General features: G+C 64.0%; 19 protein-coding genes. 9 read left to right on the top strand and 10 right to left on the bottom strand.

Annotated features, from left to right (window positions below):
* Positions 1 to 67: 67 nt before the first annotated feature.
* The gene (locus N2K98_RS07880) at positions 68 to 637 is read right to left on the bottom strand and encodes a TetR/AcrR family transcriptional regulator (RefSeq protein WP_255865434.1); all 570 of its coding nucleotides are present in this window, start codon (positions 635 to 637) and stop codon (positions 68 to 70) included.
* Positions 638 to 710: 73 nt separating this feature from the next.
* Between N2K98_RS07880 and N2K98_RS07875 the strand changes: the two genes are divergently transcribed.
* Positions 711 to 1,778 carry a P-loop NTPase family protein gene (locus tag N2K98_RS07875; protein ID WP_255865433.1) on the top strand — a complete coding sequence of 356 codons (1,068 nt, stop codon included), beginning with the start codon at positions 711 to 713 and terminating at the stop codon, positions 1,776 to 1,778.
* A 9-nt stretch (positions 1,779 to 1,787) separates the two neighbouring features.
* Here the strand turns inward: N2K98_RS07875 and N2K98_RS17220 are convergent, their stop codons facing one another.
* Positions 1,788 to 2,009: a hypothetical protein gene (locus N2K98_RS17220; protein WP_308219823.1), complete on the bottom strand. Its 222-nt coding sequence runs from the start codon at positions 2,007 to 2,009 to the stop codon at positions 1,788 to 1,790.
* A 342-nt stretch (positions 2,010 to 2,351) separates the two neighbouring features.
* Between N2K98_RS17220 and N2K98_RS07865 the strand changes: the two genes are divergently transcribed.
* Complete coding sequence (locus N2K98_RS07865) at positions 2,352 to 3,119, top strand: SDR family NAD(P)-dependent oxidoreductase (protein ID WP_255865432.1); 768 nt, start codon at positions 2,352 to 2,354, stop codon at positions 3,117 to 3,119.
* 20 nt (positions 3,120 to 3,139) lie between these two features.
* Here N2K98_RS07865 and N2K98_RS07860 read toward each other — a convergent pair whose 3' ends face one another.
* Positions 3,140 to 3,607 carry a hypothetical protein gene (locus N2K98_RS07860; RefSeq protein ID WP_255865431.1) on the bottom strand — a complete coding sequence of 156 codons (468 nt, stop codon included), beginning with the start codon at positions 3,605 to 3,607 and terminating at the stop codon, positions 3,140 to 3,142.
* Positions 3,608 to 3,768: 161 nt separating this feature from the next.
* A complete protein-coding gene (locus tag N2K98_RS07855) occupies positions 3,769 to 4,629 on the bottom strand; it encodes an alpha/beta fold hydrolase (RefSeq protein ID WP_255865430.1) in 861 nt (286 codons plus the stop codon).
* Positions 4,630 to 4,743: 114 nt separating this feature from the next.
* Between N2K98_RS07855 and N2K98_RS07850 the strand changes: the two genes are divergently transcribed.
* The 4 genes from N2K98_RS07850 (at position 4,744) to N2K98_RS07835 (ending at position 6,879) form a co-directional block, all read left to right on the top strand.
* A complete protein-coding gene (locus tag N2K98_RS07850; RefSeq protein ID WP_255865429.1) occupies positions 4,744 to 5,253 on the top strand; it encodes a CGNR zinc finger domain-containing protein in 510 nt (169 codons plus the stop codon).
* 80 nt (positions 5,254 to 5,333) lie between these two features.
* Positions 5,334 to 5,600, top strand: coding sequence for a hypothetical protein (locus tag N2K98_RS07845; RefSeq protein ID WP_255865428.1), 267 nt, complete (start codon positions 5,334 to 5,336; stop codon positions 5,598 to 5,600).
* A gap of 3 nt (positions 5,601 to 5,603) precedes the next feature.
* Positions 5,604 to 6,278 carry a hypothetical protein gene (locus tag N2K98_RS07840; RefSeq protein ID WP_255865427.1) on the top strand — a complete coding sequence of 225 codons (675 nt, stop codon included), beginning with the start codon at positions 5,604 to 5,606 and terminating at the stop codon, positions 6,276 to 6,278.
* 67 nt (positions 6,279 to 6,345) lie between these two features.
* Positions 6,346 to 6,879 (top strand): GNAT family N-acetyltransferase, encoded by a 534-nt coding sequence (locus N2K98_RS07835; protein ID WP_255865426.1) that lies wholly within the window; start codon positions 6,346 to 6,348, stop codon positions 6,877 to 6,879.
* Here the strand turns inward: N2K98_RS07835 and N2K98_RS07830 are convergent.
* Positions 6,863 to 7,543, bottom strand: a complete 681-nt coding sequence (locus N2K98_RS07830) for a DUF1349 domain-containing protein (protein WP_255865425.1) — start codon at positions 7,541 to 7,543, stop codon at positions 6,863 to 6,865. The two genes, N2K98_RS07835 and N2K98_RS07830, sit on opposite strands and share 17 nt — an antisense overlap.
* A 79-nt stretch (positions 7,544 to 7,622) precedes the next feature.
* Here N2K98_RS07830 and N2K98_RS07825 point away from each other — a divergent pair, with 79 nt between their 5' ends.
* A complete protein-coding gene (locus N2K98_RS07825) occupies positions 7,623 to 8,090 on the top strand; it encodes a hypothetical protein (protein WP_255865424.1) in 468 nt (155 codons plus the stop codon).
* 1 nt (position 8,091) lies between these two features.
* Positions 8,092 to 8,292: a helix-turn-helix transcriptional regulator gene (locus N2K98_RS07820; RefSeq protein WP_229952115.1), complete on the top strand. Its 201-nt coding sequence runs from the start codon at positions 8,092 to 8,094 to the stop codon at positions 8,290 to 8,292.
* Between the two features lie 38 nt (positions 8,293 to 8,330).
* Here the strand turns inward: N2K98_RS07820 and N2K98_RS07815 are convergent, their stop codons facing one another.
* Both N2K98_RS07815 and N2K98_RS07810 read right to left on the bottom strand, forming a co-directional pair.
* Positions 8,331 to 9,311 carry an alpha/beta fold hydrolase gene (locus N2K98_RS07815; RefSeq protein ID WP_255865423.1) on the bottom strand — a complete coding sequence of 327 codons (981 nt, stop codon included), beginning with the start codon at positions 9,309 to 9,311 and terminating at the stop codon, positions 8,331 to 8,333.
* 80 nt (positions 9,312 to 9,391) lie between these two features.
* A complete protein-coding gene (locus N2K98_RS07810) occupies positions 9,392 to 10,003 on the bottom strand; it encodes a TetR family transcriptional regulator (protein WP_255865422.1) in 612 nt (203 codons plus the stop codon).
* Positions 10,004 to 10,118: 115 nt separating this feature from the next.
* Between N2K98_RS07810 and N2K98_RS07805 the strand changes: the two genes are divergently transcribed.
* The gene (locus N2K98_RS07805; RefSeq protein WP_255797932.1) at positions 10,119 to 11,081 is read left to right on the top strand and encodes an aldo/keto reductase; all 963 of its coding nucleotides are present in this window, start codon (positions 10,119 to 10,121) and stop codon (positions 11,079 to 11,081) included.
* 78 nt (positions 11,082 to 11,159) lie between these two features.
* Here N2K98_RS07805 and N2K98_RS07800 read toward each other — a convergent pair whose 3' ends face one another.
* From N2K98_RS07800 to N2K98_RS07790, 3 genes are read right to left on the bottom strand one after another with little or no spacing between them, the layout of a single operon-like run.
* Positions 11,160 to 11,477 carry a DMT family transporter gene (locus N2K98_RS07800; protein ID WP_255865421.1) on the bottom strand — a complete coding sequence of 106 codons (318 nt, stop codon included), beginning with the start codon at positions 11,475 to 11,477 and terminating at the stop codon, positions 11,160 to 11,162.
* On the bottom strand, positions 11,477 to 11,833 hold the full coding sequence (locus tag N2K98_RS07795) for a DMT family transporter (RefSeq protein WP_255865420.1): 357 nt from the start codon (positions 11,831 to 11,833) through the stop codon (positions 11,477 to 11,479). The genes N2K98_RS07800 and N2K98_RS07795 overlap by 1 nt, the downstream gene beginning before the upstream one ends.
* Positions 11,833 to 12,375, bottom strand: a complete 543-nt coding sequence (locus N2K98_RS07790; protein WP_255865419.1) for a TetR family transcriptional regulator — start codon at positions 12,373 to 12,375, stop codon at positions 11,833 to 11,835. The genes N2K98_RS07795 and N2K98_RS07790 overlap by 1 nt, the downstream gene beginning before the upstream one ends.
* Between the last annotated feature and the right edge of the window lie 69 nt (positions 12,376 to 12,444).

The raw sequence follows: 12,444 nt of genomic DNA, 5'->3' as shown, positions 1-12,444 counted from the left end.
GGAGCCGGAGAGCGGCGTTTAGACGTCGCGGTGGGGGTCGGCTTGCGGGCTCCAGGAATGCGAGTTCCTACCGGTCGACCCTGGCGGCGATACCGGCAATGAGATCATCAGGGTTGAGTTCGGGATCGAGGGCGATCTGGACCACGTACCCCTGGGCCGCTGACAGGACAGCATGGGCGGCCGCAGTGGTGGCCTGCCCTGCATCCTGCTCGGTGGGAGTGGAGTGAGTCCGCACCCAGTTCAGGAGCCTCGCTTCAGTCGTCGCTTGGAGCGTCCGTAGCTGGTCCTGCACCATTGAGGCCATTTCTGGATCCCGTGCAGCCTCGGCCCACACCTGGAGCAGCAGCTTTGCGCGTTCGCGATCGATGGGGGCAAGGATGGTTCGCACCACATCGCCGGGGGTGGCTGCAGCAGCCAGGCCGGTGGTTCGCTCCTCCAGCAATTCTGCGGCAACACTCCGCATCAGGTCGGCCTTGCTGGCGTAGTGGGAGTAGATCGAGCCGGCGGAGAGTCCGGACTCCTTGATGATGTCCGCCATCGAGGTCTCACTGAATCCGTTGTCCAGGAAACAACGCATGGCAGCGGCCGCGATCTGCTCGCGGCGGGCGGTGCGACGGGAATCCGTAAGACGAGGCATCCAAACAGAATACCCGTTCTGTTACGCTAGGACCCAAACAATTTGGCTGTTCTTTTTGACTCTGGAGATTCCCATGTCCACCCAGCTCCATTCCCCTCCCATCACTTGGTTCAAGGCTGCCGGCCTCGGTGTCGCCGGCTCGCTTATTGTCCTGCTCGTGGTCCTGGCATTCCTCTGGCCTTCGAAGGCCACGACGGCGCAGCACCTGCCCGTCGGCATCGCCGGCCCGGCCGCGGCCGTGACTGCCCTGCAAGACGCCATCGGCGCACAGTCGCCCGAGACATTCGACTTTGTGGATGCCTCAGACCGCGATGAAGCTGTACTGCAGATCGAAGCCCGCGAATCCTACGGCGCCATCATCCTGGGTGAGGGCACGACGGCGCCCGAGGTGCTGACTGCCCCTGCCGCCAGCACCGCAGCCACCCAGTTGCTGAACGGTGCCGCTGCCCAATTGCAGGCCCAGCGGACCCAGCAGGCTCTCGCCACAGGCGGTGACCCCGCAGCAGCCACGGTCACCGTCACTCCGGTCGTGCCGCTCTCTGATTCCGACTCGTCCGGCAGCGGGCTGGCGGCTGCCTCCTTCCCATTGACGATGGGCGGCATGATCGGCGGTGTCCTGATCTCGCTGCTGGTTGCCGGAGCCGCCCGGCGGCTGGCCGCCCTGGCCGGATTCGCCGTTGCAGCAGGGCTCGGCCTCACCCTCGTCCTGCAGTCCTGGTTCGAATACCTCCAGGGGGATTTCTGGATCAATGCCGCCGCGATGGGACTGTCGGTTCTCGCAACCGCTTCGTTCATCGTGGGCTGCAAGTCGTTGCTTGGCGCCAAGGGCATCGGCGTCGGCGCGGTCATCACCATGTTCGTGGCTAACCCGATCGCCTCGGCGGCGACACCATGGCAGTTCCTGACTGAGCCCTGGGGTCAGATCGGGCAGTTCTTCGTTCCGGGAGCGTCGAACTGGCTCATTCGCTCCCTGAGCTATTTCCCCGATGCGAACCTCGCCCCGCAGTGGTGGATCCTCATCGGCTGGACCGCCGTCGGCATCGTCCTCACGCTCACCGCCCATGCACGGGCAGCCGCAGCGACACCCGCGCCTCACGCCCAGCGTGATGACGAGCCCCGTGAAGAAGTGTCTGTGGCCTAAAAAAGATGGTCAGCGCGCGAGATCGCGACGGCGGAACCCCGCGAACCCGACAAACAGGAACAATGCAGTGACTAGGGTGATCGACAGCAGGTGGTGGACTTGCCGGCCCCCGTTCGGGCCGAGGAAGCCGTGCACGTCGCCGCGCCTCACCGTGAGGTCCAGCCCGTTCAGTGCTAACTTGTCATACGACTTTGTCAGTCCGACGGCGTCGATCACTGCATCAGCGCTCATTTGCTCTGCCTTCTCTCGCCTCTCAGTGCAACAGATCCCGGGGCGAGGCAACTCGAGAGGCACGCCCGGGAAAACGGTCTCAGGGCGATGAAGTTGGGAACGCGGTCAAGGCCGTGCACATTTATCCTGCGGCGGTGCAATAGATCCGTGCAATGGCCCGGACCGCCCCATGCGCACGTTGAACCATGCGCACGAGACTTACTTGTAAACGGGCGATGGGATCGCTATCAGACGGCCATGCCTGCCATTTGCTGATGTCGCGATAAGGGATCCGCTTGCGAAACGATTAGTGGCGGCTCACTCACGTCCATGGAGCACGATGCTCGGCGTTACGCTCATGCGATGGACTCAGCAGCGTATCTTCGTGATCTCTTCGGCGTGCATGGCCGCGTGGCACTCGTGACGGGAGGAAGTTCGGGTATTGGCAAAGCGATAGCACTCGCACTCAGCGCAGCGGGTGCACACGTACTCATCGCGGCCCGGACCGCAGCGGCGATCGACGCGACAGTAACGGAAATACGCGAAGCGGGAGGCTCCGCCGACGGCGTCGTCGTGGACCTCTCAACCCGCAAGGGAGCACACCTTCTTGCCGATGCTGCCGGTGATGTCGACATCCTGGTCAACTCAGCCGGTATCAATCTCCGCCCCCTAATGCCCGAGCTCGACGAAGCCACCTGGGATGAGACCATGCGAGTCAACCTTGAGGCGCCGTTCATCCTCGGTCAGCGTCTCGCGCCCGGAATGGCTGAACGCGGTTTCGGCCGGATCATTCACATCAGCTCTCAGCAGGCACATCGGGCATTCGCGTCAAGCGGTGCCTACGGAGTATCGAAAGCAGCCATCGAGGCTTTGGCCCGATCACAATCCGAGGCCTGGGCACCATACGGTGTCACCGCAAACGTATTGGTGCCGGGCTTCGTGGAAACCCCGTTGAACAAGCGACTCAGCTCGGATCCAGCAGCCGTCCAAGCTCTGGCCCGGCGCACACTCCTCGGCCGAAACGGCCTGCCCGAGGACTTCGCAGGCGCAGCCGTGTTCCTGGCCAGCGCTGCGTCGGCTTACGTCGTCGGGCAGTTGATCACCGTTGATGGAGGGTTTTCGGTCCACTAATGCTTTTGAAGGTGGAACTACTACTTGGCCGCCACATAGGGCTCGCACCGGGTCTGGAGTTCCGTGGCGGCCGGGGTCCAGACCGCGGCGTTAAACATCCACGCCCTGGAAGGATCCTCGGCCTGCATAATGACGTTCTCAGTGGCCGAAGACAGCTCTTTCAGCAAGGGGGCCATGTCTGCGGACGCATTCTCGGTTATGGCGAGGACTTCTTCGTGGAGCGGACGTGCATCCGCCGCGCTCATCTCGACGCCGCTGGACCCGCCGCCGATCCCCACAACGGAAATCATCCGGTTCAGCGGTCCCTGACCGTCTGCCCCCAGGAGCTTGAGACAGGACTGCTCTTCCGTATCCTCAGCCACTGTTTCCTCGGAGGGCTCCGCAGACGCCGGAGGCGAAGAGGGCTTGGCTTCCACCTCCGCGTTGGCCGCACTGCAGCCGGTGACAAGCAGCAGGGCGAGGACAGGGACTGCGGTAGCTTTTCTCATGGTTCTTTCCCCCGGGAAACGTAGACGGTGGTGCCAACCTAGCGGCTAACCGCGCGCACCTCCAAGCGACGGCGGTGCACCTCGCCGACGACGGCGGCCCGGCGCTCCCTGGGTGAGGCGCCTAAGGTCCCGCCGTCGTCGTCGTGCCGCGACGCTGCCGACTAAAACCCGGACCGCCAGTCAAGGATGATGTCCGCAACCTCGTCGAGGTGTGACTCCAGGAGGAAGTGGCCGCCGTCGAGAAGTTCCACGCGCGCCTTGGGGACGTCCTGGAGGAATGCTGATGCCCCGGCAGGGCCGAAGATTTCGTCATTCCGCCCCCACACGGCAAGCACCGGAACCTGGGCGGAACGCAGCCATTCATGGAGCGCCGGATACAGTGCCCGGTTGGTGTGGTAGTCACCGAAGAGCGCCAGCTGGGCCTCGCCGACGCCGGGACGGGCCAGGAGCGCCAGATCGTGCTCCCAGGCGTCCGGGTCCACGGTAGTGGGATCCGGAACGCCGTGCTTGTACTGCCACTCGACTGCCTCCCGGCCCAAAGCCGGACGCAGGGCCGCCTTGTTTTCCGGCGAAGGGTCCGCACCGTAGGCCCAGATGGGAGCCCAGAAGTCGGGCACAAACCCCTCTTCGTAGGCGTTGCCGTTCTGCGAAATCACCCCTTCCACCGCTGCCGGGTTGGCCAGCGCCAGCCGCCAGGCGATGGGGGCGCCGTAGTCCTGGGTGTAGACCGTGTAGGCGTCCACGCCGAGTTCCGCCAGGAAAGCACGCGTCACCTCGGCCAGTCCGTCGAATGTGTACGTGAACTCCTCGACTGACGGCGCCGACGAGCGGCCGAAGCCTATATGGTCCGGGGCGATCACCCGGTATTGTTCGGCGAGCCTGGGGATGAGGTGGCGGAACATGTGCGAGCTTGTGGGATATCCGTGCAGGAGTAGCAGCACCGGGGCGTCCACGGGGCCGGCTTCGCGGTAAAACACGTCTAGGCCGTTGACGGAAACGGTGCGGTGATGGACGGCAACCATGGACTAACCCCTATCAATCGTTTTAGTGGTTATGGGAAGGTACCATGGAAACCGTGCCGTGCACCTGCGTGAACATGAAAAGCTTCCGTGCACCATCCGCGTGGAAGGAACCCGATGCTAGAGGATGAAGACCTGCTGCTCGCGCTGCTGAACAGCACACCCGTTGTCGCGGGCAGTCCCACGGACGAGCTCGCGGGCGCATCCGGCGTCGAGTTCGCTGCACGCTACGGAGGCACGGGCTCTCCAGCCGAGCTTGAACATCTTCGGCGGATGCGGGAGTGCCTGCAGGATGCCGTCCGGGGATGCAATGACGCACTGTCCCGCCTTTCAACAGTGCTGGGCGACGGCGCCCTCGTCCCCCGGGTCACTCCGCAGGGACTCCGCTGGGAAGTCCGGGCTCCGGAGGACGAGCGGCTAGCCTTCCGCGTGGCGCTTGCCTGGTCCCGTGTGATCCAGGAGTTTCCCGGCCGTCTGCGTCCCTGCGCCAACAACGAATGCAACCTCTTCCTCATCGACAGGAGCAGGCCGGGCACCGCCAAGTGGTGTTCCATGGCAGTGTGCGGCAACCGGATGAAGGCCCGCACGCATGCCGGCCGCCAGCGGGCGGCAGCAGAGCGGCCGTAACGGGGCTGATTGTGAGTCGGACGGGGTCCGGATCAGCGTAGCGTCCCAGGACCGTTTGACCATCCTGTTAGGTTCTGACCATGGGGACAATCGAGAGCCGCACACTGCATGCCCTCGTGGATGCCGCCATTGACGGGCTGCCCCCGGGGACACAAGCAGCGCCCCGGTCGATTGTGGACATAGGGTCGGCACATACCGTGGTGCTGCTGGACGGCGCCGCCGCCGTTCGGATCGGACGGGACCCGGGCACGGCGGCCGCCATGCGGAAGCGGCAGCAGCTGGTGGACAGCATTCCGGAGTCGCAAGCGGTCACCCGAGCAAACACCTGGCTCCGGGAAAGGCTGTAACCGGTGGACTCCAACGAACCTCGCTACCGGACAGTTGCGTTGCGAGTTGTTGTGCCCGGTGCCTGCCTGCTGCTTGGGCTCGCGCTTGTCCTGCCATCTGCCACCGGGTGGATCCTCGTCGTCGGTTCCCGCATCGTCAGCCCCTGGCCGGCGGCCGCCGCGCTGCTGCTGGCCTCCGTGGCGATTCGGTGGCTCGGCTCTCGGAACGGAGCCGGCGACCGCAAGAATCCCCGGTTGCACTCCCCCGTTCCGGCACTGCTGGCGGCCGCCGTCGCGGGGGGCGGAATCGCCGTCGGATCGCTGCTCGACGCAGGGACCGAGAGCCTCATTCTGGATCCCCAGGGACCGGAGGGCTGCCGCGCCGCAGTGCGGGAGTCCGCTTTCCTCATGTCAGGAAGCGGCAAGGTTTACGCCGTCGGCAGCCACGGAATCGGCAGGCTGGCCGGTGAGTGGAACACCGACGACGGCTACCGGCCCATCGAGGCCGGCGACTACACCCTGGTTTGGAGCGCCATCGGCGGGCAGCTCACCGTGGGCGGCGCCTGGACAGCCAACGGATACCGACTGGTCGAAGCAAGCGAATACATCGTGCAGGTGGACGCCGACGGCAACGAGCTCAGCGGTTACGTGCCCGTGGGACCGACAGAGTTTGAGCAGCAGCCGGTCGCCTGCCGGTAAAGCCCGCCTGTCCGGGCTGGTTCAGCTAAGAATCTCCTAGCGCAAATAGCCTTCTCATTGTTGACTAATGCCTATGCCAGCCGTTGAAATCCGCCGAGCCACCGAAAATGACGCCCACGACCTCGCGCGGGTCCATGTCCAAGCATGGAAATGGGCCTACCGCGGGTTGATGCCCGATTCCCTCCTCGATGGACTGGACGTTGAGCGAAGGGCTGCGGGCTGGAAGCGAATGATCCACGAAGGGCTGGTGCCGCAACCGCATCTGGCCGTGATCGGCTCGACGGTAGCGGGGTTCTCCCACGCAGCTACCAGCGGCGACGACGACGCCGATCCGCAGGTCGGAGAGGTCACGGCCCTCTACCTCGCAGAGGAATTTGTCGGTACGGGAGTCGGGCGCCGCTTGTGGGAGGCGGCGCTTGACCAGTTACGCGAAACCGGACACACCGCTTTGTCCGTGTGGGTGCTGGATTCAAACCATCGCGGAAGGAATTTCTACGAACGAATGGGAATGGTCCCGGACGGGGCGACTAAACAAGAGCTGATTGGGGATTCAACGCTGACGGAAGTTCGCTACCGCTCTTCGTTCAGGGATGCAGATTGATCCCGTCTGAGGGCGCAATGCTGAAGTCTGTGAAACGGACGTTCAAGCCGCCGCGTTCCGGAGAGCATGCCATCAGCCCTATCTGGCAACGGCTCTTCAGGGGAAGGTAGCCCAGCCGCAGACTGTTCCACTGCTGCCCGTCCGAGCCGCCGGGCTCTAGGTACTGAACATGGACCGCGGTGGCCTGCCGGGTCAGCCTCAGGGTTATCTCATGTTGAGCTGTACTGAGAGGACGCAGAGACCAGTCCGAAGTGCCGTTGGTAATCACCGTGCTGAGCTGAAGCGCGCCGTCGCTGTTCTCAACTCCGGTCTTCAACCAGGTTCGCTCATCGGTCCGAAGCATCAGTCCCGCCTGATCATAGAGCGTGGTGAAATCGCCCGAAAACGTCGCGGTGGCCACAAAGTCACCCGTTACTTCCGTGTAGAAGAAATGTCCGGTGTCGCGGATGAATCCGTAGTGGGTTTCTCGCCAGAAATCCGTTGAGGCAGCAGTTTCCAAAGTCAGCGAGTCCCCGCTGACTTTCCAACTGGTCGGCTCGTTCAGCCACGACATGTTCTCGAACATATTCATCCATTTCTTGGTGCAGGCGTGGAAAGGATACGACGAAGCATAATCGGCGCAAGGAAGATGAGGACGACGGTCCTGCCGGGCGACCGGTGCCACCTCAACACTCTTGACAGCGGCAAACCTGTAAAGCTAACTAGACGTGTCAAGCGAGCTGTACACCTCGGGGAGGCCGGAAATGTCCGTTGCGCCAACACGTACGAAGTGGGGAAATGCCAAGTTCGGAACCGGCCGCGTACCGGCCGCAGCCATCGCTGTTCCGGGCGGGCTGGTTCTGGGAGCAGCAGGAGGTTGGTTGGCCGTCCTCGCCGGGATTAACGGATCGAATCCTGCCCTCGGCTTCTGGGTCTTTTTTGCCTGCATCGCCATGCCCGCTGTGGCCCTGGTCTATCTCCTGGTCGTGGATCGAAACACTTTGATAGGTGCAACCGAACGGCCTGATGACTCCGTCGAGTCCGGGTGGTACGAGAAGGCGGCTGCGGGGTCCTTCACGGATCTGATCCTGCTGCTTGGGGTCGCGGCCACCGTTCTGGCCTTCGTCCCCATGGACTTTTCCGTCGACCTGAAGCTCGTCCTTCCGGCCATGATCGCTCTGGGCTTCGCCTCCTTCGGCATCCGGTACCTGGTGCTGCGGCGGAAAGGCTGACGTGAAGAACCTGGTGCATGAGTCGCGTCAACGTCTGGCCTGGTCCCAACAGCGGCTCGCTGACGAGCTGGGTGTATCCCGCCAGACCGTTATCTCCATCGAACGCGGACGTTTCGACCCGTCATTGCCGTTGGCCTTTCGGATCGCCGCCGTCTTCAACAGCACAATCGAGGACCTTTTCTTTCCCGATGAGCAGCAATGAGATGCGCTGGCGCCAGCAGCATTCCGGCAGCGGAGAACTCACTTCATTCTCATGTGAGTGACTCCCCCGCTGACGAGCTGCACGTTGGCCTGCTCCCAGTGCTTCGCTATGCTCCCGCCGCCGTGGCCGTCCCCCTCGTCGATAACGAGCTTTGATCCCGGCCACTGTTGGTGGAGTTCCCAGGCCGTGAGCGCGGGGCCGGAGATGTCGCGTCGGCCGTGAATGAGTATTCCCGGAATGCCGTGCAGGCGGTCCATGGCTGCCAGGATCGGCGGGTCGCTGACGCCGGCAGACGTCCAGTAATGCGCGGTGAGTCGGGCGAAGGCGATCCGGTAGGCGTCGTCGTTCCACCGGGGATCGCGGCGGAAGCCGCCTGTGCCGATGGAGATATGGGTGTCCTCCCACAGCGCCCACTCGCGGGAGGCGGCGTCACGGACGGTAGGATCCGGCGAGTTCAGCAGACGCAGGTAGGCCTCGACCAGCCGTCCGTGTCCGCGCTCGTACCCCATCCCGCTTCGCTCTGCGTGCGCGGCGAAGCGATCCCAGGCTTCCGGGAAAATCGCGCCGACGCCTTCGGTGATCCAGTCCACTTCCCGTCGGCTCGTCGTCGTAACCGCGACCAGCACCATGCCGAGGATTCGTTCGGGGTGCGTCTGGGCATAGGCGAGGGCAAGGGTGGAGCCCCAGGACACTCCGTTGACGATCCACTTCTCGATGCCGCGGGCTTCGCGCAGGGTTTCGATGTCGTGAATCAGGTGGGCAACTGTGTGGGCTTCCAGAGAAGTGGAGAGATCCGACGCATGCGGGCGGGAACGTCCGCAGCCGCGTTGCTCCAGGCCAAGCAGGCGGGTTCGCGTGAGGTCGAAACGGTGCCGGTACCCGCTTGTTCCCAGCGTGCCCCCGGGGCCACCGTGCAGATAGAGCGCGGGCACGCCGTCGGGCTGCCCCCACTCTTCCCAGTAAATGCTCTGACCGTCTCCACCATCGAGCATTCCCTGCTCCCGCGGTGTCTCCCCCATCAGCTCCCCTTTTCAATCTTCCCGGCGCCGAGTCCACCGCTGATCCGGACCAAACGAATGTGAGTCCTCCGGAAGCAGGCTTAATCGACCAGTGCTGTGGGTTTCAGGAGCCTGAACGCTTCATCGAGCAGTACCCGGGATGTCACCGCACCGTTGCGGTGCACCAACTCGGCTGAGGAAACGTCGAGGCAGGTCAGAGCAGACAGTGTGATGGCCCGTGCGTGATACTGCCGCTCCGCCTCGGGGCCATTCAGGGCATCGGCGACCAGCGGCACAAGAACAGTCATCCAAGCAAGGTGCTTCTCCGTGTTCCGGGCGCGCAGAGAAGGCGTGCTGATCATCACTCGCGTTGCACGCAGGGCCCGTTCAGGGTCCGCTTCGATTGTCTCCACGACCGCCTCGAACCCCGACCGCAGGGCCTGCCATACGGGCATCGATTCCAGGCTTTGGGCCAGCCGCTGCCGAACGGGCTCGCCGTACAGCATGGGGTCACCCAAAACCACGTCTTCCTTGGAGGCGAAGTACCGGAAGAAGCTCCGGGGCGAAATGCAGGCCGCTGCTGCGATTTGGTCGACGGTGGTCTCATCAAAACCCTGCTCGTCAAAAATTACGAGAGCAAGCTCCGCGATCTGCTGGCGTACGGCATCGCGTGTGCGCTGCCGCAGCCCGACCCCTTCACTACTTGCACTCATGCTCCGAGCATACCTTGCCTCTGTTGACAGTCTCTGCCACATCAGGCATAGACTGCTGGCACGACGGCGCGCCAGCGCTTCCGGCGCCGCTCGATCCACCCCATGAGGAGACATAATGCAGACACGCACTTTGGGCACGCAAGGCCTGACCACTTCGGCCATTGGCTACGGCTCGATGGGCATCTCGCTTGCCTACGGTCCTAGTGATGAGCAGGAAGGCATTGCGGCGATCCAGAAAGCGCATGAGCTGGGCGTGACGTTCTTTGACACCGCCGAGCTGTACGGCTGGGGTGCGAACGAGGAGATCGTTGGCCGGGCCGTGAAGAGCTTCCGTGACGAGGTCGTCATCGCCACGAAGTTCGGCTTCACGCGCGACGGCGGTTTCGATAGCCGCCCGGAACACATCCGCGACGTCGTCGAGAACAGCTTGAGTCGTCTCGGAGTAGACCACATCGATGTGCTCTACCAGCACAGGGTGGATCCCAGCGTTCCCATCGAGGACGTCGCCGGGACCGTGAAGGAGTTTATCGATGCCGGCAAGGTGAAGTACTTCGGTCTCAGCGAAGCTGGCCCGGAGACCTTGCGCCGCGCCCATGCCGTGCAGCCCGTCTCGGTCCTTCAGACCGAGTACTCCCTCTTCGAGCGCGACGTGGAGGTGCTGTTCCCCGTCCTCAACGAGCTCGGCATCGGATTCGTGCCCTACTCACCCCTCGGGCGCGGGTTTCTAACCGGTACCGCGAAGCCGGCCGCCGAGTATGACGAGACCGACATGCGCAGCTGGGACGCCCGCTGGCAGCCCGGCAACTTCGAGAAGAACGTCGAAGCCACCCGCCAGCTGACGGAACTCGCCGCGTCCAAGGACGCCACCGTGGCGCAGCTCGCCCTCGCCTGGCTGCTCGCGCAGGGTGAACACATTGTCCCGATCCCCGGCACCCGCAGCGCCAAGCGCGTCGAGGAGAACGTCGGCGCCGTCGACCTCAGTCTCACCGATGCCGATCTCGCCCGCATCGCAGAGATCCTTCCGACCGGCGGATTCGGCTCCCGCTACCCCGAGGAAATGAGCCCGACCTGGCAGTAATCAGCTAAAGGAACGCCGAGGCGCGGGACCCGCAATGGGCCCCGCGCCTTCGCTTGCGCCGACTGATCCTGCTGTCGGTCAGTGAACGGCGCCGAGTTCGATGAGCAGGACACCGCCGGCAATAAGCACTATTCCCAGCCCCATCAGCCAGGTGAAGGGCTCCTTGAACCAGACCCTTCCTATAACCGCAGTCAGCGCGACGCCGGCCGCCGCCCAGATCCCGTAGGCGACACCCAGCGGCAGACCGTGGGCGAGGGTGAGGGCAAGCATGGCGAACGCAACCAGGTAGCCGACGGCGACCCCGCCGTACCAGCGCTTGTCATCGACGGCGAGGCGGAGGCAGACGGTGCCGGCCACTTCGAAGAGGATCGCGGCGATCAGGAACAGGTAGGCCATTACGAGGTTTCGGCTTTCTCATGTGCCGCTTGTGACCCGAGTTCAACGCAGAGCACCCCGGCAATGACAACCGCGATACCAATGCCCATCAGCAGGGTGAGCGGTTCTCCGAAGAAGACCAGGGAGCCGATAGCGGTCAGGGCGACGCCGCTTGCTCCCCAGACGCCGTACGCGACACCCAAGGCCATGCCGGTACGCAGCACGCCGGCGAGCAGTACGAAAGAGCCGAGGTAACCGGCGGCGACAACGGCATAGAGCCCGGCATGCTCCAGCGCTCCTTTGAGCGCGAGTGATGCAGTCACTTCGGCCAGGATCGCCGCGCTCAGGAGCAGCCACGCTTTTGCAGTCTTTTTCATCAGGCGAGCATGCGGGTGATCGATTCGACGGCGGCGGCCCGCCTCGTGTCGTTGCTGGCACGCTTGTCGGCCGCCAGAAGGCCGACGGGCGCGAGCTGCCAGGCTTGGGCGACAGCGTAGATGATGACGAGGAGGTCGACTGCGCCGATGGCTGACGACGCTTGCTCCTGCACCGATTCGACTTTCGCCAGGTACGTCTCGAGCGGCTCGGAGGCAGCCTCCGGCCGTTCCAGCTGAGCCCAGAGGGAGATGCGCAGCACCTCGGGCCGGCGCTGATGGAAATCGAAAAGCTCACCGACCCAGGCCGGCAGATCGGACGGCTTAGGGGGCACCTCTTCCGCCATCCGCATAACCGCGTCGGATAGCGCCGCGTCGAAAAGGCCGCTCTTGTTGCCGAAGTAGGCATAGATCATGCGCACATTGCTCTCCGCGGCCTTCGCGATGCGATCGATCCTGCCGCCCGCGTAGCCATGCGCCGCGAACTCCGTCACCGCGGCCGAGAGAATCCGCGCCCGAGTCGCCTCTGCGTCTCGTTGCCCCATGCTCATTCCGTTCGCTCAGTGCCACCGTTGACACAATCTTCATCCCGCGTCTACTCTACCGAAGTAAAT

This window comes from Arthrobacter jinronghuae (assembly GCF_025244825.1).
GTDB classification, from domain to species: Bacteria; Actinomycetota; Actinomycetes; order Actinomycetales; family Micrococcaceae; genus Arthrobacter_B; species Arthrobacter_B jinronghuae.
This window is presented reverse-complemented; position numbering and strand designations above follow the sequence as displayed.

Excerpts from the sequence above, each read along its gene's own strand:
- N2K98_RS07880 (WP_255865434.1), bottom strand. The coding sequence starts at position 637 with ATGCCTCGTCTTACGGATTCCCGTCGCACCGCCCGCCGCGAGCAGATC.
- N2K98_RS07875 (WP_255865433.1), top strand. The coding sequence starts at position 711 with ATGTCCACCCAGCTCCATTCCCCTCCCATCACTTGGTTCAAGGCTGCC.
- N2K98_RS17220 (WP_308219823.1), bottom strand. The coding sequence starts at position 2,009 with ATGAGCGCTGATGCAGTGATCGACGCCGTCGGACTGACAAAGTCGTAT.
- N2K98_RS07865 (WP_255865432.1), top strand. The coding sequence starts at position 2,352 with ATGGACTCAGCAGCGTATCTTCGTGATCTCTTCGGCGTGCATGGCCGC.
- N2K98_RS07860 (WP_255865431.1), bottom strand. The coding sequence starts at position 3,607 with ATGAGAAAAGCTACCGCAGTCCCTGTCCTCGCCCTGCTGCTTGTCACC.
- N2K98_RS07855 (WP_255865430.1), bottom strand. The coding sequence starts at position 4,629 with ATGGTTGCCGTCCATCACCGCACCGTTTCCGTCAACGGCCTAGACGTG.
- N2K98_RS07850 (WP_255865429.1), top strand. The coding sequence starts at position 4,744 with ATGCTAGAGGATGAAGACCTGCTGCTCGCGCTGCTGAACAGCACACCC.
- N2K98_RS07845 (WP_255865428.1), top strand. The coding sequence starts at position 5,334 with ATGGGGACAATCGAGAGCCGCACACTGCATGCCCTCGTGGATGCCGCC.
- N2K98_RS07835 (WP_255865426.1), top strand. The coding sequence starts at position 6,346 with ATGCCTATGCCAGCCGTTGAAATCCGCCGAGCCACCGAAAATGACGCC.
- N2K98_RS07825 (WP_255865424.1), top strand. The coding sequence starts at position 7,623 with ATGTCCGTTGCGCCAACACGTACGAAGTGGGGAAATGCCAAGTTCGGA.
- N2K98_RS07815 (WP_255865423.1), bottom strand. The coding sequence starts at position 9,311 with ATGGGGGAGACACCGCGGGAGCAGGGAATGCTCGATGGTGGAGACGGT.
- N2K98_RS07810 (WP_255865422.1), bottom strand. The coding sequence starts at position 10,003 with ATGAGTGCAAGTAGTGAAGGGGTCGGGCTGCGGCAGCGCACACGCGAT.
- N2K98_RS07805 (WP_255797932.1), top strand. The coding sequence starts at position 10,119 with ATGCAGACACGCACTTTGGGCACGCAAGGCCTGACCACTTCGGCCATT.
- N2K98_RS07800 (WP_255865421.1), bottom strand. The coding sequence starts at position 11,477 with ATGGCCTACCTGTTCCTGATCGCCGCGATCCTCTTCGAAGTGGCCGGC.
- N2K98_RS07795 (WP_255865420.1), bottom strand. The coding sequence starts at position 11,833 with ATGAAAAAGACTGCAAAAGCGTGGCTGCTCCTGAGCGCGGCGATCCTG.
- N2K98_RS07790 (WP_255865419.1), bottom strand. The coding sequence starts at position 12,375 with ATGGGGCAACGAGACGCAGAGGCGACTCGGGCGCGGATTCTCTCGGCC.